The sequence below is a fragment of the Corallococcus sp. CA047B genome (assembly GCF_003612065.1).
Lineage (GTDB): Bacteria > Myxococcota > Myxococcia > Myxococcales > Myxococcaceae > Corallococcus > Corallococcus praedator.
In genome coordinates this window covers 1-17,587 of record NZ_RAWD01000208.1, presented here as the reverse complement: position 1 = coordinate 17,587, position 17,587 = coordinate 1, and the positions used below count along the sequence as shown (strand labels likewise).

Here is a 17,587-nt window from a genome sequence, read left to right as displayed (position 1 = left end):
CTCTGTCTCCTGGCGCCCACCGCCGCCCTCGCCGCGAAGGACCCTCGCTGCGCCGGCAAGCCCGCCGCCCGCGCCGCCCGCTTCTCCGACACCGCCTTGAAGGGCACGTCCGCCGCGGAGCGTTACGCCGCCTACATCCAGGCGTGCGCGCTGGATGACGTGGTGGCCCTCACCCAGGGCCTTGTCCGCTTCAAGACGGTGAGCAGCGAGGCCCCCGCGTCCAAGAACCCGGAGATGGCCGCCATGGGCCGCTACCTGGAGACGTGGGCGAAGCAGCACGGCTTCGCCTTCCGCACCGTGGGCGAGCGCGACGTCTTCGAGCTGTCCTGGGGCGAGGGCGAGCCGCTGCTGGGGCTCGTCTTCCACGGCGACGTCGTCCCCGCCGCCGCGCACGAGTGGAAGCGCCCGCCCTTCAAGCCCGTCCTGGAGAAGGGGCGCCTGTACGGCCGGGGCGTGGAGGACGACAAGGGGCCCATCGCCTCCGCGCTGGTCGCGCTCGCGATGGCGAAGGACCTGGGCTTGAAGCCCCAGGGCCGCGTGCTCGTCATCATCGGCAACGGCGAGGAGAGCGACTGGAACGGCATGAAGAAGTACGCCGACACCGAGCCCAAGCCCACGCACGTCATCTCCGTGGACTCCGGCTACCCGGTGATGGCCGCGCAGTCCGGCTTCGTCGCGTGGACGCTGGAGGCGCCCGTGGGCACGGCCGCCGCCACCCCGAAGGAGGGCACCACCGCGCGCGCCGTGGACGTCACCGCGGGCGAGTTCCTCACCCAGGTGCCCGGCGCCGCGACGCTGAAGCTCGTGCCCGTGAAGGGCCAGACGCCGGAGGTGGTGCTCGCGCAGGTGAAGGCCGCCATCGCCGCGGAGCAGCCCGCGCGCAAGGACCTGAAGGCGGACGTGAAGCGCGAGGGCGCCACCGTCGTGCTCACCACCCACGGCAACGCGGTGCACTCCTCCGTCGCGGACAAAGGTCGCAACGCGCTCTGGGATTTGTCCGCCGTGGCCGCGCGTCTGTCATTGGAGGACAATGGCATCGCCGCGATGCTGCGCGTCGTGGCCCTGCGCTTCGACGGGGACCACCACGGCGACAAGCTGGGCGTCGCTTACCAGGACACGCTGATGGGGCCGCTGCTCGTCGCGCCCACCGTGCTGCGCGTGAAGGATGGCGCCGTGTCGCTGGGCATCAACATGCGCCGTCCGCAGGGCAAGGACGCCCCGGCGTTCAACGCGAGCCTGGACGCCGCCGCGAAGCGCGTGGGCGAGGATTCAGGCGGGCAGGTGAAGGAGGCCAGCGGCCGCTACGTGGGCGACCCGCATGTGGCGGACACGTCCGGCCCGCTGGTCCAGACGCTGATGGACATCTTCAAGCGCCAGCGCAAGGCGCCGGACGCGGTGCCCGGCTCCATCCGGGGCGGCACCTACGCGCGGCTGTTCCCCCGCGCCGTGGACTTCGGGCCGGCGTTCCCCAACGAGCCCTACACCGGCCATGCGCCCGACGAGTCCATCGCGCTGGAGACGCTGGACCTGAGCACGCGCATGCTCGCGGAGGCCGTGCACACGCTGGCCATCGCCCCCGCGCCGGACGCGAAGGCCACGCCGTAGCAGAGGCTCTGGGCCTCAAGGCGGCAGGTAGCCCCGGGGCGGTGGGACGCGGGGCCAGCGCACGGTGAAGGTCGTGCCCCGCTCCACGGTGGACTCCACGTGCACGCTGCCGCCGTGCATCTGGACGATCTCATGCACGATGTAGAGCCCCAGCCCCAGGCTGCGCTGCTTGCCCCCTTCGTCCGGCGTGAGGGATTGCTTGAAGGGGTCGAACAGGCGCGGCAGCAGGTGCTCCGGGATGGGGTCACCCTCGTTGTGCACCCGCATCACCACGTCCGTGCCTTCGTCGGTGAGCGACGTCTCCACCGGCGTGTCGTTGCGCGCGTGTTGCAGCGCGTTCACCACCAGGTTGCCCAGCACCTGCGTCACCCGGTCCGGATCCCACTGGCCCTCCAGGTTCCCGCCCCTCACCTCCAGGGTCAGGGGGCGCTCCGGGTACGCCACCTGCAATTCTTCCAGCATGCTCTGGCACAGCTCCACCATGTTCACGTGCTGGGGCGTCGTCGGGATGCCCCCGCCCAGGCGGCTGCGCGCGAAGTCCAGGATGTCGTTGATCATCCGCGCCATCCGCGCCGAGGCCTTGCGGATGCGGTCCACGCCCCGGCGCGACGTCGCGTCCAGCCCTTCGAAGCGGCCCAGCATGAAGGCGGACGCGTTCACCGCGTGCAGGGGGTTGCGCAGGTCGTGTCCCAGCACCGCGAGCAATTCCTCACGGAAGTTGACGGCCTGCTGGAGCGCGGCCTCCGCGCGCTTGTAGTCGTTGATGTCCACCACCGTGCTGCCCACCCCCAGCAGCACGCCGTCCCGGGTGCGCACCGGGAAGTAGTCCGCCCGCCAGTACCCGATGCCGCCCCGCTTCACATCCGGCCCTTCGATGAGCACGTCCTGCACGGGCTGGCCGGTTTCCAAGACCTGCCGCAGCGAACGCTCGATGGCATCTCCGGCGCCATCGCGGACCATCTCTTGCAGCGGGCGGCCCTTGTGCGCCTCCACGGGCTTGCGGTTGAGGTTCGCGAGCACGTCGTTGATGCGCAGGTAGCGCAGCTGCGTGTCCAGGAACGTGATGCCCACGGGCGCAGCGTCCAGGAGCGAGTCCAACTGCGCCAGGGACCGCTCCGCCTCCTGTCGCGCCGCGCGCTCGCGCGTGTGCAGCTCCGTGCGCGCGATGTGCGCCGAGGCCCGCTGCGCGACGGCCCGGAAGAGCAGGGTGTCCGCGTCGGAGAAGGCGAACGCCGTGCGCGAACCCATGTACGCCACGCCCAGCAGGCGGTCGCCCTCCATCAGGGGCATGCCGTACAGCGCGCGCAGGTCCTGCTGGCGCAAGGAGTCCAGGAGGACGCGGGGGTCGGTGGCGGCCGAGCGGATGAGGAAGGGCTGGTGCAGCACGGCCGCCTGCGCCGCCATGCTGTGCTCCACCGGGACGCGCTGGCCCTTCACCTCGTGGGTGCCCAGGCCCACCGCGGCGCGCACCACCAGCTCGTCGCCCTCCAGGAGCATCACCGCGGCCGCGTCCACGGCCAGCGTGGACTCCATCAGCCGGGTGAGCAGGCGCTCCAGGAGCGTCTCCATGTCCGGGTCGTCCAGCGTCGCCTCGGCCATGCGTTCCAGCGTCTGGAGGATGCGCTGCTTCATGTCCCAGAAGAACACCATCGACCGGGTCACCACCCGGTCGAGCGCCTCCTCCAGCCGCGTCAGGTCGCCGGGCCGCAGCCGCTGCTCCTGTGCCTCCAGGCGGTGGAGGATGCAGCGGCGCAAGAGCGCGTACTCGTGGGCCACCTCGCCCAGGTTGAAGCCTTCATCCAGGCGCGCGATGGCGTGCGCCACCTCCATGCGCTCGTCCAGGGTCTCCGACCCGAAGTCCACCGCGTCCGCCAGCGCGGAGAGCAGCTCCGGCAGGTGGTCGATGAGCCACGGCTCGCGCGGAGGCACCTTCCCCGCCAGGTGCTCCAGCACCGCCTGCTGCCAGTCCGCCAGCAGCGTCTCGCGGTGGGCACGCAGGAACTCCGCCGCCGACAGGCGGTCCTCGCTGCCCGTGCTCCCCTTCACGGGGCGTGAATCCGGCTCCTGCATCGCCAGTCTCCCCAGGCCCTCGCCCGGCCGCGCCGCCCTGTCGCAAGATTGCTCACGGTGTGCGCGCCGCGCTTCGTGTCTTCGTCCAGGGACGCCCCCATGGCGACCCCTCGCCCGTGGGTCCTGGGACGGGCTTCGGACGCACCGCCCGGCGTGCCGTTCACCTTCGTGCGCTCGGCGGGGCCAGGGCACGTTCCTCCGCATGGCGCCGTGGGGGGTCGGGTAGGGTGGCGGCCACCGCATGCGCACCCTCCTGCTCAACCGCTCCGCCGTGGCCCGCAACCTCCAGGCGCTCCTGCTCCTGGACGACATGCGCGAGGCCTTCCGCACCGACGCGCTGGCCCGCACGGTGGCCCCCCAGCGCGTGCGCGCGCCGCTGCACTCGGAGGGCACCGCGCTGGTGCTCTTCCCCGGCAGCGTGCCCGGCATCCCCGCGTACACCGTGAAGGTGCACGCGAAGTTCCCCGGCCAGTCCCCCGCCATCCAGGGCGTGGTGCACCTGCACGACCTGGTCACCGGCGGACTGCTGGCGGTGATGGACTCAGGCCACCTCACCTCCGTGCGCACCGGCGTCGTGGGCGCGCTGGCCGCGGACGTGCTGGCCCGGCCGGATGCGACGCGCGTGGCGGTGGTGGGCGCGGGCCGGCAGGGCGTGCTCCAGCTCAAGCAGCTGCGGCTGGTGCGCACGCTCAGCCAGGTGCGCGTCTACGACACGAACCTGGAGCACGCGAACGCGTTCGCTTCTCGCATGTACCAGGAGCTGAACCTGCCGGTGAGCGTGGAGACGTCCGTGGCGGACGCGGTGGCGGACGCGGACATCGTGGTGACGGCGACGTGGAGCCGCGAGCCCTTCCTGCACCCGGGCATGGTGCGGCCGGGCACGCACATCACCGCGCTGGGCGCGGACGAGCCGGGCAAGGCGGAGGTGTCCGCGGAGCTGCTGGCCTCGGCCCACTTCGTCTGCGACCACCGCGCGCTCAGCGTGGCGTCCGGGGCCGCCGGCGCGGTGGGCCTCTCGGAGGGCGCCATCCACGCGGAGCTGGGCGAGGTCATCGCGGGCCTCAAGCCCGGGCGCACGTCCCAGGAGCAGGTGACGGTGTTCGCGGCGGTGGGCCTGCCCTTCCAGGACCTGACCGCCGCGTGGCACGTCTTCCAGGCCGCATCCGGCGACGAAGACGTGCCCACGCTGGACTTCAGCGAGTAGGCGCGCGCGTCACGCCTTGGCGAGCGCCTGCGACAGGCGCGTGGCCTCCTGGTAGATGTCGGTGTCCTCCGCCAGCGGCATGGCGAGCACCTTCTGCACCAGCTCCTTCGCCTTCTTCTCCTGCCCCAGCCGCGCCTGCGCGAGCGCCAGGTTGAGCAGCGGCTCCGGACGCTCCGGGGCGCGGCGGGTGGCCTCCTCCAGCACCGTCACCGCGCGCGGCAGGTGCGTGTTCGCCGGCTCCGCGGGGATGCGCAAGAGCAGCTGGCCCAGGTTGTTCGCCGCGCGCCAGCCGTCCGGCGAGATGCCCATGCCCTGCTCGTACGCGGCGATGGCCTTGTCGTACGCGGGCGGCTCCTGCGACTCGAAGCAGGTGGCCTCCGCCATCTTCAGGGACTCGCTGGTGACGCCCAGCGACGCCATGGTCTGGCACAGGTGCCGGGCCTGTTCAATCTGACCGCGCGCCAGCATCAGCTGCGCGAGGTTCGCCTGGGCGTCCGCGTCCTTCGGGCGCGAGGCCGCGAGCGCGGAGGCCGCCTGGTAGGACGTGCGCAAATCGCGCAGCGCCATGGACAGCACCGTCACCGACGCCAGCAGGCGCGGCTGGTTGGGCACCGCCTTGAGGCCCTGCTCCAACACGCGGCGGGCGTCCACCAGCTTCTCCTGCGAGGACAGCGCGTGCGACAGGCTCAGGTACGCGGGCACGAAGCGCGGCTGCCGGGTGATGACCTCGCGCAGCGTGGCCAGCCCTTCCTCCGTCTTGCCGGCCTCCAACTGCACCTGGCCCAGGCGGTAGCGGAACACGTCCTGCTGGGGCTGGAGCTTCACCGCGTGGGTGAGGGCCTCCAGCGCCTGGGGCGCCTTGTCCTGCTTGATGAGCATCATGCCGCGGCCGAAGTGGGCCTCCGCGCGGTTGGGGTCCTGCGCGAGCACGGCCTGGTAGGCGTTGAGGGCGGCGACGAGCTGGCCCTTCTGCGCGGCGATGTTCGCGCGCACGAGGCCCGTCTCCGGCGTGGCGCCCTGCGCCTCCGCCTTCGCGAGCAGCGCCTCCGCCTGGGGCAGCTTGCCTTCCACCAGGGAGAGCTTGGTCATCACCACCAGCGCGTCGCGGTGCGCCGGGTTCTTCGCGAGGAGCTTCTCGGCCTCTGCCTTGGCCTGGGCAAGCTGGCCCGCAGCGAGGAGGGTTTCCAGAGAGTTCATGATGGAAAGTGTCCCCCAGCGTCCGGGGGCTGTCGAGCCACGGGAAAAAGGAAGGGCCCCGTCCGGATGGACGAGGCCCTGGGAAGCAGAGGCGAAAGCGTGCGGGGGACTACCAGCCGCCCAGCGCGTTCTTGATGCCCTCGCCGACGTTCTTGATGCCCTCGCCGACGTTCTTGATGCCCTCGCCGACGTTCTTGATGCCCTCGCCGACGTTCTGCACCGCGTCCTTCACGCCGTCGCCAATCTTGCCCACGTCGACGGAGAAGCCGAACTCCACGCTCGCGCCGATGCCCAGCGCCGCGCCCACGTCGAAGTTGGCGGACAGCTTGCCGTCCTTCAGGCCGACGTTGGCTTCGAACTCCACGCCGATGCCGGCGAAGGCTTCCGCGCCCGCCGTGACGGTCGCGGGGCCAATCTCCTGCGTGACTTCCGCGCTGGCGCGGGCGCCGGCGAAGGCCTCACCGTGCACGGAGGCCGCGGCCTGGCCGTGGAGCGGATCCAGCACCACCTGGCCCGTGGCGGTCGCCTCGGCGCCGACGTTGCCCTCCGCGCCCCACTCGGAGCGGCCCAGCGCGGTGTCCGCGTGGCCTTCCACCGAGCCGCGCACCAGGTCCGCCTTCGCCTCGACGCTGCCCTCGGCGCCAATCTTGCCGTGCAGCGGGTCGATGGAGACGTTGCCCTGCGCCGCCACGTCCGCCGTCAGCGCCTGGCCTTCCACGGTCGTGTGGAAGTTGCTGTTCGCGTCACCGAACGTGTGCTCGCCGGAAGCGGCGGTCCAGTTCTTGTTCCACTCGCCCTGGGCGACGGTCTGGTCGAAGCGGCTGGTCTCCAGCTGCTTCTGGATGTCCGACGTGGTGGAGGGGTTCACTTGGTTGCTGGTGGTGACCCGGTTGCCCTCGACGCCGCGGTTCAGGTTGATCGTCGCCTCGCCCTGCGCCCGGTTCTGCGACTGCGCCTGCACCTCGCGGCGCACGTTGGTGCCGTTCGCCGGGGTGGGGGTCGTGGGGTTCCGGAACACGGGACGGTAGCGGTTGGTCTCGATGGACATGAAGGGCTCCGGGGGCGCTGGGCGCTGGGGGAAGGCGTGTGACTTGTAGGTTTATCGGCTCGGGCCCTGAGAAAGTTTCCGCTCCTCTTTTTTCAGCGCTGATCCGCGCCGGCCCTCTCAGTTCTCGGATCGCTCCGGGGCCAGGATTCCCCAGGGGTCCAGCACCGTCTTCAGCGTCCGCACCAGCTCGGTGGTCGCGTCCGGCACCGGCGGTGACAACTCCTGCGCCTGGAGTCCGGCTCGGGTCAGGAAGTACCCGGCCTGAGCCAGCTCCTGGGTGAGGGCGCGGTAGCAGGCCTGGGCGCGGGCGTCCTCGCCCCGGACGTCGCGATCATAGGCGAGCGCGGTGACGAGGTAGAGGCAGCGCGGGGAGTGGGCGAGGAGGGCCAGGTTGGGCTCCAGGCCGAAGAGGCGGGGGACGCGGTCGGCGATCTCCACGCCGCGCTTCGCGTGGGCGCTGGTGAAGGGCACGGCCACGGAGCACCAGATGAAGCCGCAGCGGTCTCGGTCCGGATCCGGGGCCTCCGGCTGCGGGGTGCGCTTCCTCCAGTAGGTCATGGCGAGGTTCGCCTCCGTGGGGACGCCCTGGAAGGCGCCGTCCAGCGCGGCGGCGAGCCGGCGCTCCAGCAGGGCGCCGATCTCCGCGTCCGGGGCGGAGAGGGCGCCGCTGATGGCCCAGCGTCCGAAGCCCTCGCGGAACTGGTCGCGCGCCCAGTCCGGCAGGGGCGTGCGGCCCACGGAGGCATAGGGGTACTGCTGGGTGACGCTGAAGGCCTTGAGGTCGTTCCAGAAGAAGAAGCTGCCCTTGAGCGTGCCGTCCAGGGCCAGCGCCTGGAGCCGGTCCACCGCGCTCCACAGGTGCGCGTCGTCGTTCACGGCGCAGAAGAACTCGCGCAGATAGGGCTGCTTGCGCGACAGCCAGAACGTCATCCGCGTCACCACGCCCAGCGAGGACTGGCTGAACAGGCCGTCCAGCACGGGGCCCAGGCCCCAGCGGAACACCGGGGCGGCGTGGGCGCCGGGGAAGCGCGCGTGGCCCGTGCGCACCACCTCGCCCGTGGGCAGCACGACCTCCAGGGCGCAGACGTGCTGGAAGATGTCCGCGTTCGGTCCGCGTCCGTCGCCGCGCTCCAGCGCGTTGCCCACGAGGCTCGCGTCCGGGGAGCCGCCGATGGTGGTGATGAACGTGGAGGAGTTCTTCTCGCGCAGCCACGCGTGCGCCTGCCGGAACGTCACGCCGGGCTCCACGGTGAGGTACGCCAGCTGCTCGTCGTGTTCGAGGACGCGGTTCATCCGCCCCAGGTCCAGCAGCACGCTGCCGTCGCCCGAAGGCACGCGCGAGCCGTAGCCCCAGTTGCGACCGCCGCTCACCGGATACACCGGCACGCCGTGCGCCTGCGCGATGCGCAGACACGCCTGGACCTGGACGGTGTCCGCGGGTCGGAGGATGGCGGGGATGCGCTGCGTGGTGGCGAAGGTGGCCGTCTGGGCGGCCTCCAGCGCCTCGGGTTCGAGGATGACGTGCGCTTCGCCGAGCGCCTCCCGCCACGCGGCCAGGGCTGCTTCCAGGACCTCCGCCGGGGTCTTGCCTTCGGTTTCGCTCACGGGGCGCAGTATGCCCGCGCCGCCTGCCCGGGCGCTGGCCACCTGGAAGGGGAGCGGGCGGACGGGCCCGGGGGCGGGAGGGTTGCCCGGCGGACACCGCCGATGGTCGCCCCCTGACGCGTGTTCATCTTCGGCGTGGGGAGGTGTTCATGGTCGGGTTCATCGCGTCGCGGACGGGACGGTGGGTGCGGATTCTGGCGGGCTCGGGCCTGGTGCTGGGCGGCCTGGGCACGGGCTCGCCCCGGGGCGCCATGGTGGCGCTGACGGGGCTGGTGCCGCTCTTGTCCGGGGCCCTGGACCTGTTCCTCCTGGGGCCGCTGTTCGGCCTGCCCGTGCGGGGCGCGGACGTGCGGCGCGCGCTGGGACAGCCGGAGGAGGCGCCGCTGCTCGACCTGGCCCACGACGGCGGGCGCTCCCCCTACGCGCCGCCCAGCACGCTGTTGCACTAGCTAGTGCGTGCTCACCTGGAAGGGGATGTCCAGCGCTCCGAACGGCTCCCCCGTGGTCGCGTCCACCAGCTTCACCTGGAGCGTCACCGCGTCCTCGCGGCGCGCCACGCCCTGGAAGTAGAGGAAGCCCTGCTGCGTGCCGCCGGGCTCCAGGGTGCCCTCCGGCAGCGCGTTGTTGAGCATGTCCTCGGTGGGCAGCGGCTCCTGGTACTGGGGCCAACTGTAGAGGAACGGATCGTAGAACGGGCTGCCCCACGGGCCGTAGTACGGCGGGTAGTAACCCCTTCGGGGGCCATGGACGTAGGAGGACCCCACGCCCACGCCCACGCCCACGCCCACGCTCCAATGGCCCGCGGGGGCGATGACGCCGCTGGGGGCCGTGTCATTGGCGGACATGGCCTTCTGGAGCGACAGGGGCGCCAGCGCCGTGTAGCGGAAGCGCGACTCCTCGCCGATGAGCGAGAAGGCCGCGTACTGGAGCTTGAGCGGCCGCTGGCCCTGGTTCTCCAGCCGGACGTAGACGGGGGTGAGGCGGCGCTCCAGGTCGGACGGGGAGCCGCGCCACGCGGAGCCATCCGCCACCAGCCTCACGCCCTGCTGTTCCGTGATGGCGCCGCCCTTGCCGTTCACCAGGACGCCCGCTTCCGGCGTGGGCCTCAATTTCGTCTCCGCCGCGCAGCCCGCGACCAGCAACAGCGCCGCGGCCCCCAGCCCATGTGCACGCATGATGTGCCTCCTGGGATTCAAGGTAGGGCACGCGGCGTCCACGGGAGGTCACCCGGAAGGCTCCACCCCGGATGCCATCCCTGCGACCGGGCCCTCGCCCCGAGGCCGCGGCGTCTACGGCGTCACGGCTTCGGCGGCGGCCCCGGGCCACGAGGCGGAGGTGATGAAGTCCCAGTCCTGGTGGCGCGCCCAGGTCTCGAAGGTCCGCCAGCCCACGCGCGGGACGCTGTTGCGCAGGGTGAGGATGTCCGCGTGGTAGCCCACCCGGTCCAGCCATTCGTACATGCGCGCCAGGTCCTCGCTCTGCTGCGCCAGCTGGTCCAGCGGCACCTGCTCGTAGTGGATGCGGTGGCCGCTCACCATGGAGAGCAGCGCGGAGGACTGCTGGCCGGTGACCTCGTCGGACGCCACCTCGATGCGCTCGCCGATGAAGCGCTCTGGATCCTCCAGCACGTGCAGCGCGTAGCCCGCGAGGTCGTCCACCGCCACCATCTGCAACCCGCGCGACGCGGGCAGCCCCAGCGTGAGGTGCCCCCGGGCCAGCGCGTCCCGCGTCGGAGGCTGGAGCAGGTTCTCCATGAAGAAGGTGGGCGCCAGGATGGTGAAGGGCATGTCCATGCGCCGCAGGTACAGCTCCACGCGGTGCTTGCTGTCGAAGTGGGGGACGCCGGTGAGCTGATCCGCGCCCGCCACGGAGGAATACACGTAGTGCCGCACGCCGGAGCGCTTCGCCGCGTCCGCCAGGTTCATGCCGTGATGTGTTTCCGTGTCCGGGCCGCCGTTTCCAAAGGGCGTGGCCATGGCATAGACGGCGTCCACGCCCCGGGTGGCCTGCTCCAGCGCGTCCACGTCGTCGAAGTCACCCCGCACCAGCCGTGCCCCCAGCGTCTGGAGCGCGCGGGCCTCGGGCTTGTTCGGGTCGCGCACCAGGGCGACCACCTTGTGGCCCCGGCTCAGGAGCTGGCGGGCCACGGCGCCGCCCTGCTGGCCGGTGGCGCCCGTGACGAGCGCGGTGATGGAGAAATCCACGGACATGGCTTCAGACCTCCGGACGCGGCGTGTCACGAGAAGGTGCGACCGCCCCTTCCTGTTGGCGAGGTCCGGAAGTCGCACGCCCGCCCCCCGGACTCAGGCTCCCGGGGCAGGCAGGCAGGCCCGCGAGGGCAGGCCAGGAAGCAGGCGGGCAGCCACGGCGCGTGGCATCTTCCGGGGAACCCATGAGCAAGCGCGACACGTCATCCCCTTCGGAGCTGGTCTCCGCCGCCCAGGCACTCGACGCGGAGCTGCTGCGCTTCGAGGCCCTGTCAGGGCAGCTCCAGGACGCCCCCCTGACCTCGGAGAAGCACCTGGAGCGGGCGTCGCGCACGCTCAAGGAGCTGGCGGACCTGGACGACGCGCTCCGCCTGCGCGTGGGCGCGCTGGTGCAGGCCATCACCGGCGTGCGCACCCGGCAGCAGACGCAGGCGGACGCCGTCAACACGCGCGCGCAGGAGCTGCAACGGCGCACGGAGGTGTTCAAGGACCTGCTCACCCGCTACGGGGGCCTGGGCCAGAGCGCCGCGGACCTCAACGGGCGCATGCAGCAGTTCTCCGCCCTGCGTCAGCAGGAGTCCCGCACGGCGGAGGAGGATGCCCAGCTCACGGCCGTCTTCACCTCCCTCCAGGAGCGCATGGCGGAGGTCGCGGACGAGGCGGCGACCCTGGCCGGCGCCGCGGACGCGGATCACTTCTCCGACATCGCCCGGCAGGCGGATTCCCTGCGCCAGCAGCTGCTGTCCGCGCGCAACAAGCTGGGCCTGCTGCACCAGAGCCTGTCGTCGAAGCCGGCCTGAGCCCGTCCGGCCTGCTGGCGCTTCAGCTCAGGTACGTGGGCTCGAAGTCGTCCGGGCTTTCGATGGGGCGGCGTCCGGAGAAGCCCGCCTGCAGGTCGTGCCAGTGCGTCACGCTCGGCTCGCCGAAGCGCCAGCACAGGTAGACGGGCTCCTCGCCGCGCCGCGCGTGGAAGTCCACCAGGCCGTCCGCGCCCTTGATCTCCAGCCCCATCTCCTGGAGCGGGCCCAGCTCGCCTCGGATGCGCTCCAGCAGGGACTCGCGCTCCTCACGCTGGGCGCGGGTCTCCTGGGTTTCGGGGGCGGACCCCAGGGCGTCCAGCGCCTCCGCCAGCTTCTGCACGCGCTCCACCCACGGGCGCACACGCCCGAAGGTCAGCGACAGCAACGGCACCAGGCGGTTGGCCTCTTCCACGCTGAAAAAGCGCATCGGGGCGACAGCATGCAGTGTGCGCCCTCCGCTGGCCATCACCATCCCCGAGCGGGTGCGGATGCGTGGACGCAAGGCTTTTTGTGTCGGAAACGTGTCAGCCAGGTCAGGTGGGAGGGTCCTACCCGCGCCGCAGCGACGACAGATGCTCCACCAACCAACGCCAGGCGGACTCCCGCAGGGGAAAGGCGGCCTCGCGCGCGTCGAAGTCGGGGGTGTGTTCGGCGGCGCAGCGCCCGGTGTCGTCGCCGTCCCGGTCCGCGTCGGTGTGGGCCAGGTCCGCGTGCAAGAGGGCGTGGAAGACGAGGAAGTCCACCACGAAGGCGGGCACGTGGGGCTTGTCCAGCGCGGGGTGGAGGCGCACCTCGCGCAGGCGTGCGTCGTAGCCACCCAGGTGGATGGTGCGGCGGGTGCGGCGGCCCGGCTTCCGGGCCCAGCCCACCTCCACCTCCCGCACCCGGCCGTCGAAGTACGTCGCATCCAACCGGGCGTGCACCGCGCGCAGGTCGAAGCACTTGCCCCGGCTGCGCAGCGGGGCTCCGGGCTGGCGCTCCCGGCGCACCTGGTCGTGGTGCGCGTGGCTGAACGCCTCCAGCACGTCGCGCGCGCCCGCGTCACCGGCCACGTACCCGGCGACGGCGCGCACCACCGGCTCCGGTGCGTCCAGGAAGAGGTGGTGCATGCGCAGCCGCACGCCCTCCGGTAGCTTCCGGAAGCTCACCAGCGTGGCGCGGTTGTCGGTGAGGCGCAGGTGCACGGGCAGGCCCAGCAGGGCGGACACGCGCCGGGCCAGCTCCGCCGCCCGGGGCAGCGCGTCCTCGCGCGAGGGCAGCCGGGGGCGTCCGGGCGCCGGTTCCCTTTCGGGCGCCGGCGCGTCGAACATCGCCAGTTGTCCGGGCGGTGGACGCATGCCCTGCAACGTAAGCCCTGGGCGTGCCCGCTGGCCAGGAGGATGCAAGCCCGCTTGTGCCCCGGTGTCGGGCGGCCCACGTCCTCCCGGCGGGGGCGCGTCAGGACTTCAAGGGCACTTCGAAGCAGCCCGCCAGCGACGCGAGCACGGCGAGCAGCTCCACGGGCTCCACGGGCTTGGGCACGTGGCTCTGGAAGCCGGCGCGCAGCACGCGGGTGCGGTCCTCCGAACGGGCGTAGGCGGTGATGGCCACCGCCGGGGTGCGTCCGCCCCTGTCGGCGGGCAGCGCGCGCACGCGTTCGATGAAGCCGTAGCCGTCCGTGCCCGGCATGCCGATGTCGGACACGAGCACGTCCGGCGGCTCCTCCTGGAGCACCTGGAGGCCCTCGGCGGCGGAGCCGGCGGTGAGCACGTGCGCGCCGCTGTCCTCCAAGAGGGTGCGCAGGAGTTCGCGCGCGTCCTCCTCGTCATCCACCACGAGCACGCGCACCCCGTTCAGCTCCGCGGGGCGCACGGACTCCGGGCCCGGGGCGGAGGGCGGCCGGGGCGAGGGGACCATGAGCGGGTCGCGGCGCTGCATGATGGACAGGGGCAGGCGCACGGTGAAGGTGGCGCCCCGGCCTTCGCCCTCGCTGGCGACGGCGACGGTGCCGCCGTGCATCTCCACGATGTGGCGCACGATGGACAGGCCCAGGCCCAGGCCGCCCGTCTTGCGGGTGGTGCCGCTGTCGGCCTGGCGGAAGCGCTCGAAGACGTGGGGCAGGAAGGCCGCGGGGATGCCCTGGCCGGTGTCCTGCACGGTGAGCTCCACGAGGGAGTCCCGGCGCTCCACCAAGAGCCGCACGTGGCCGCCGCGGGGCGTGAACTTCACCGCGTTGGAGAGCAGGTTCCACACCACCTGCTGCAGCCGTTGCAGGTCTCCCATGACGCTGCTGGAGGAGTCCACGGTGGCCTGCACCTGGACGCCTCTCGCGTCGGCGGCGGGGCGCACGGAGTCCAGCGCCTGCTGCACCACGGTGGACAGGTCCACCGGCTCCACGTCCAGCTTGAGCTTGCCGGACATGATGCGGCTGACGTCGAGCAGGTCCTCGATGAGCTGGCCCTGCGCGCGCGCGTTGCGCTCCATGGTCTCCAGTGCGCGCTCGCGGCGGGACTCGGGCAGGTGGCCGGTGCGCAGCAACTGCACCCAGCCGAGGATGGCGGTGAGGGGCGTGCGCAACTCGTGGCTGACGGTGGCGAGGAACTCGTCCTTGAGCTGGTTGGCCTCCTCGGCCTCCTTGCGCGCGGCGCTCTCCCGGGCGAGCAGGGCTTCGCGGTCCACCTCCGCCTGCTTGCGGTCGGAGATGTCGATGATGCTGCCGATGTAGCCCAGGAAGCGCCCTTCGGTGTCGAAGCGGGGCGAGCCGGTGTCCACGGCCCAGCGGTACACGCCGTCCGTGCCCCGCAGCCGGTAGTCCAGCCGGAAGGACCGGTGATGCGCGAGGTTGGCGGAGAGGAAGATGTTCCGGGTGCGCTCCAGGTCATCGGGGTGGATGGCGTCCAGCCAGCCGAGGCCCAGACCCTGGGCCTCCGTCTGGCCGGTGAAGGCGTACCAGCCCCGGTTCATGTAGGTCGTGACGCCGTCCACGTCCGTCACCCAGAGCATGACGGGGGCGTGGTCGGCCATGTTGCGGAAGCGGGCCTCGCTGTCGCGCAGGGCCTCCAGCAGGCGTTCACGCTCCTGGGCCGCGACCTTCTGTTCGGTGATGTCGCGCGCGGCGGCGTAGATGAGGCCCTGCGCGGGCACGGAGCGCGCGGCCCAGGCCAGCCACTTGTAGCGGCCGTCCTTGCAGCGGAAGCGGTTCTCGAAGCGCAGGGTGGGGATGCCCTGGGAGAGCTTGCTCACCTCCCGCCGGGTGGCCTCCCGGTCGTCGGGGTGGACGAGGTCCAGGAAGGGGAAGCGGTACAGCTCCGGCTCGCTCCACCCGAGCACCTGGACGAAGTACGCGTTCACGCGCTTGAAGTACGCGTCGATGCCCGCGATGCAGAACATGTCCGGGGACAACTGGAAGAAGCGCTCGCGCTCCTCTGCCTCCTCGCTCTTGCGCTCGGGGCTGTCGAGTTCAAACTGGGACACGGCCTCGCGCATGGCGGTGTCGATGCGGAGGCTGAGCAGGCGCAGCTGCGACAGGGGGAAGTGGATGTCCTCCTGCTCGATGCGCTCCAGGAGGCAGTCGCGCAGCAGGCCGTACTCGCGGGCGACCAGGGCCGCGCTGAAGCCCAGGCGCTGGCGCTGGCGGCCATGGGCCTCGGAGGCCTTGCGGTGATGAGGGGGCCGGCGGTCGCCGCCTGCCTCCTCCGCTTCGAGCGTGTCGCGAAGCTCGTCGATGAAGGCAGGCAGGGCGTCGAGGATCTGCTCGCGCGTCAGCCGCAGGTTGGCGAACAAGGGGGCCACGCGGGACAGCCAGTCCTCCACGATGGCATCGCGGTCGAACTCCAGCAGGTCCACGAGGGACAGCGATCCACCGCCCTCCGCGGGCGTCCGCCCCTCCGACGAAGGACCCCGCTCCTGTGGATCCGAGGAGGACATGAACGTCTCTAGAGGTGGGAATGTCCGGCGCGCATGGGCAGGGGCGGCACGCCGTGCGCCTCCTGCCTCGCGTGTCCGGTGGTCAGCGGGGCGGCGCTACAGCCCCAGGTACGCGAGCAGCGCGCCCAGGTCCGCGTCGGACAGGGACTCCGCGCTGTAGGGGGGCATGTTGCCGCCCACGCCGAAGAACTGGCCGTGCCGCACCTTCTCGATGACGACCGTCGCGTGCGGGATGCCCGGGAAGAGCCGGTCGTAGTCCTGCGTCACCTCCGGCAGCACCGACGCCAGCTCCGTCAGCCGGCCCTCGCCCGTGTGCGTCGCGCCGTGGCAGTTCTGGCACGCCGCCCGGTACACCACCTCACCGCGCGCGGTGTCCCCCCGGGGCACGTCGCTGATGTCCTTCACCACCGTGAGCGGCAGCGCGGGCGCCTGCGCGTCCGGGCTGATGCGCGACAGGTACTCGTACAGGGCCCGGGAGCGCGGGTCCTCCGGCTCCAGCTTCGTCACCCCGCGCATGAAGTTCACGTAGCAGAAGTTCACCGCGTCCAGCAGGTGCGTCTCGTAGCCGCCCCACCAGCTCGGCCGCGCCGTCACGTTGTGCAGCGAATACCCCGAGTCGATGCGCCCCGCCGGCGTCTCCGGCGTCGTCACGTGACACGTCGCGCACGAGAAGCGGTTGAACGTGCTCTCCGACAGCCGGGCGTCCTGGAACAGCTCCTCCCCGAAGTCCGCCGCCGCCACGGGCTCATCCCCCCCGTCGCAGCCGGACAGCGCGCCCAGCACCAGCGCCATCACGCCCCACCTCATGGCGTCCCCTTCAGCAGACTCACCGAGTCCGGGAAGATGCCCATTCGCGCCGTGGACACCACCGTGCCCTCCGCCACGTCCACCACGTGCAACGTGCCCGGGCCCACGTGGTCGCCTTCGCACACCACCAGCCCGTGGCGCTCATCCGGCGTCAGCATGAACTGGTGCACGTTGAGACAGCCCGCCTGGGACAGCTCCAGCGTGCGCTGCACCGTGGACGTCGCCGGGTCGATGACCGCCACCGCGTCCTCCTGCTGGTAGGGCAGGTACAGCGTCTTCCCGTCCCGCGTGAACGCGCCGAACATGGGCGACCCGCGCAGGTACACCGTGCGCTCCGGGTTCATCGCGCGCGTGCCCGGCTCCAGCACCTGCACCTGACGGCTGGCCAGCGAGCTGACCCACACGTCCCCTGTCGTGGGCGACACCGTGAGCGCGTACGGCTGGTGACGCGGATTCGTGGCGGTGCCCGCCCCGGGCGCCACCTTCACCCGCGTCACCGGCATCCCTTCCGTCGCCAGGTCCACCAGCGCGACCTCATCCGACCAGCACGCCACGTAGGCCGTGCGCTCATCCGCCGACAGGCGCACCGCGTGCGGCGCCGGGCACACCTTCACCCGCGCCTTCACCGCCATCGTCTCCGCGTCGAGGATGGCCAACCGCGCCACCATCTCCTCTTCCGTGCCGCCCTGCCGCGCGACGTCCGCGATGCGCAGCAGGTCGAAGTGCGTCTGGTACAGCGTGCGCCCGTCCGCGCTGACGATGACGTCGCCCGGGTTGCGGTCCACGCGCGCGGAGGCCACCAGCCGGTTGTCCTTCGCGCTCAGCTTCAGGCAGTACCCATCCGCCGTGCCGGTGCCATGCGCACCGTGCGGACCGGAACCCCCACCGGGCACGTAGTTGGAGATGCCCACGTAGTAGTAGTCCCCCATGGGAGACACCGCCGTGTGGTGCGGCCCTTCCAATTCCACCGGGTTGAGCCCCACCGGCACGCGCGCCAACTCACCCCAGTCCGCCGAGCCCTTCGCCGGCTGGCTGCGAGACATGTCCGGGCAACGCCTGATTCAAGACGTTGGCATCGTCCGGATGGAAGGCATTGGGACTACGTACGCATGCGCACGCGCGTCTCGTGCACCGTGTC

15 protein-coding genes are annotated in these 17,587 nt (G+C 71.8%); 4 read left to right on the top strand and 11 right to left on the bottom strand.

Going from position 1 to position 17,587, the window contains the following annotated elements; translation table 11 throughout:
* On the top strand, positions 1-1,605 hold a 1,605-nt coding region (locus D7X74_RS27455), incomplete at its 5' end, for a Sapep family Mn(2+)-dependent dipeptidase (RefSeq protein WP_147446691.1).
* A gap of 15 nt (positions 1,606-1,620) precedes the next feature.
* Here D7X74_RS27455 and D7X74_RS27450 read toward each other — a convergent pair.
* The gene (locus tag D7X74_RS27450) at positions 1,621-3,651 is read right to left on the bottom strand and encodes an ATP-binding protein (protein ID WP_304984933.1); all 2,031 of its coding nucleotides are present in this window, start codon (positions 3,649-3,651) and stop codon (positions 1,621-1,623) included.
* 265 nt (positions 3,652-3,916) lie between these two features.
* Between D7X74_RS27450 and D7X74_RS27445 the strand changes: the two genes are divergently transcribed.
* Positions 3,917-4,879: an ornithine cyclodeaminase family protein gene (locus tag D7X74_RS27445; RefSeq protein ID WP_120535966.1), complete on the top strand. Its 963-nt coding sequence runs from the start codon at positions 3,917-3,919 to the stop codon at positions 4,877-4,879.
* Positions 4,880-4,888: 9 nt separating this feature from the next.
* On the opposite strand, the gene D7X74_RS27440 is transcribed toward D7X74_RS27445, so the two are convergent.
* From D7X74_RS27440 to D7X74_RS27430, 3 genes are all read right to left on the bottom strand, one after another.
* Positions 4,889-6,076, bottom strand: a complete 1,188-nt coding sequence (locus tag D7X74_RS27440) for a tetratricopeptide repeat protein (protein ID WP_120535965.1) — start codon at positions 6,074-6,076, stop codon at positions 4,889-4,891.
* Between the two features lie 109 nt (positions 6,077-6,185).
* The gene (locus D7X74_RS27435) at positions 6,186-7,124 is read right to left on the bottom strand and encodes a hypothetical protein (protein ID WP_120535964.1); all 939 of its coding nucleotides are present in this window, start codon (positions 7,122-7,124) and stop codon (positions 6,186-6,188) included.
* A gap of 117 nt (positions 7,125-7,241) precedes the next feature.
* Entirely contained in the window at positions 7,242-8,729 is a 1,488-nt protein-coding gene (locus D7X74_RS27430) for an FAD-binding oxidoreductase (RefSeq protein ID WP_199741906.1), read from the bottom strand.
* Positions 8,730-8,878: 149 nt separating this feature from the next.
* Between D7X74_RS27430 and D7X74_RS45095 the strand changes: the two genes are divergently transcribed.
* Positions 8,879-9,178 (top strand): hypothetical protein, encoded by a 300-nt coding sequence (locus D7X74_RS45095; protein ID WP_199732782.1) that lies wholly within the window; start codon positions 8,879-8,881, stop codon positions 9,176-9,178.
* On the opposite strand, the gene D7X74_RS27420 is transcribed toward D7X74_RS45095, so the two are convergent.
* Positions 9,179-9,904: a hypothetical protein gene (locus tag D7X74_RS27420; RefSeq protein WP_120535962.1), complete on the bottom strand. Its 726-nt coding sequence runs from the start codon at positions 9,902-9,904 to the stop codon at positions 9,179-9,181.
* A 114-nt stretch (positions 9,905-10,018) separates the two neighbouring features.
* On the bottom strand, positions 10,019-10,939 hold the full coding sequence (locus D7X74_RS27415; protein WP_199741905.1) for an NmrA/HSCARG family protein: 921 nt from the start codon (positions 10,937-10,939) through the stop codon (positions 10,019-10,021).
* 182 nt (positions 10,940-11,121) lie between these two features.
* Here D7X74_RS27415 and D7X74_RS27410 point away from each other — a divergent pair, with 182 nt between their 5' ends.
* On the top strand, positions 11,122-11,736 hold the full coding sequence (locus D7X74_RS27410) for a hypothetical protein (RefSeq protein ID WP_120535961.1): 615 nt from the start codon (positions 11,122-11,124) through the stop codon (positions 11,734-11,736).
* 22 nt (positions 11,737-11,758) lie between these two features.
* Here D7X74_RS27410 and D7X74_RS27405 read toward each other — a convergent pair whose 3' ends face one another.
* From D7X74_RS27405 to D7X74_RS27385, 5 genes are all read right to left on the bottom strand, one after another.
* Positions 11,759-12,163, bottom strand: a complete 405-nt coding sequence (locus D7X74_RS27405; protein WP_120535960.1) for a DUF2203 domain-containing protein — start codon at positions 12,161-12,163, stop codon at positions 11,759-11,761.
* Between the two features lie 121 nt (positions 12,164-12,284).
* A complete protein-coding gene (locus tag D7X74_RS27400) occupies positions 12,285-13,073 on the bottom strand; it encodes a hypothetical protein (protein WP_233602275.1) in 789 nt (262 codons plus the stop codon).
* Positions 13,074-13,173: 100 nt separating this feature from the next.
* Entirely contained in the window at positions 13,174-15,642 is a 2,469-nt protein-coding gene (locus tag D7X74_RS27395) for a PAS domain S-box protein (RefSeq protein ID WP_120535958.1), read from the bottom strand.
* Between the two features lie 96 nt (positions 15,643-15,738).
* The gene (locus tag D7X74_RS27390) at positions 15,739-16,449 is read right to left on the bottom strand and encodes a c-type cytochrome (protein ID WP_120535957.1); all 711 of its coding nucleotides are present in this window, start codon (positions 16,447-16,449) and stop codon (positions 15,739-15,741) included.
* On the bottom strand, positions 16,446-17,492 hold the full coding sequence (locus D7X74_RS27385) for a YncE family protein (protein ID WP_233602274.1): 1,047 nt from the start codon (positions 17,490-17,492) through the stop codon (positions 16,446-16,448). The genes D7X74_RS27390 and D7X74_RS27385 overlap by 4 nt, the downstream gene beginning before the upstream one ends.
* Positions 17,493-17,587 lie beyond the last annotated feature (95 nt).

Excerpts from the sequence above, each read along its gene's own strand:
- D7X74_RS27420 (WP_120535962.1), bottom strand. The coding sequence starts at position 9,904 with ATGCGTGCACATGGGCTGGGGGCCGCGGCGCTGTTGCTGGTCGCGGGC.
- D7X74_RS27415 (WP_199741905.1), bottom strand. The coding sequence starts at position 10,939 with ATGTCCGTGGATTTCTCCATCACCGCGCTCGTCACGGGCGCCACCGGC.
- D7X74_RS27385 (WP_233602274.1), bottom strand. The coding sequence starts at position 17,492 with ATGTCTCGCAGCCAGCCGGCGAAGGGCTCGGCGGACTGGGGTGAGTTG.
- D7X74_RS27440 (WP_120535965.1), bottom strand. The coding sequence starts at position 6,076 with ATGAACTCTCTGGAAACCCTCCTCGCTGCGGGCCAGCTTGCCCAGGCC.
- D7X74_RS45095 (WP_199732782.1), top strand. The coding sequence starts at position 8,879 with ATGGTCGGGTTCATCGCGTCGCGGACGGGACGGTGGGTGCGGATTCTG.
- D7X74_RS27445 (WP_120535966.1), top strand. The coding sequence starts at position 3,917 with ATGCGCACCCTCCTGCTCAACCGCTCCGCCGTGGCCCGCAACCTCCAG.
- D7X74_RS27395 (WP_120535958.1), bottom strand. The coding sequence starts at position 15,642 with ATGTCCTCCTCGGATCCACAGGAGCGGGGTCCTTCGTCGGAGGGGCGG.
- D7X74_RS27400 (WP_233602275.1), bottom strand. The coding sequence starts at position 13,073 with ATGCGTCCACCGCCCGGACAACTGGCGATGTTCGACGCGCCGGCGCCC.
- D7X74_RS27410 (WP_120535961.1), top strand. The coding sequence starts at position 11,122 with ATGAGCAAGCGCGACACGTCATCCCCTTCGGAGCTGGTCTCCGCCGCC.
- D7X74_RS27405 (WP_120535960.1), bottom strand. The coding sequence starts at position 12,163 with ATGCGCTTTTTCAGCGTGGAAGAGGCCAACCGCCTGGTGCCGTTGCTG.
- D7X74_RS27390 (WP_120535957.1), bottom strand. The coding sequence starts at position 16,449 with ATGAGGTGGGGCGTGATGGCGCTGGTGCTGGGCGCGCTGTCCGGCTGC.
- D7X74_RS27435 (WP_120535964.1), bottom strand. The coding sequence starts at position 7,124 with ATGTCCATCGAGACCAACCGCTACCGTCCCGTGTTCCGGAACCCCACG.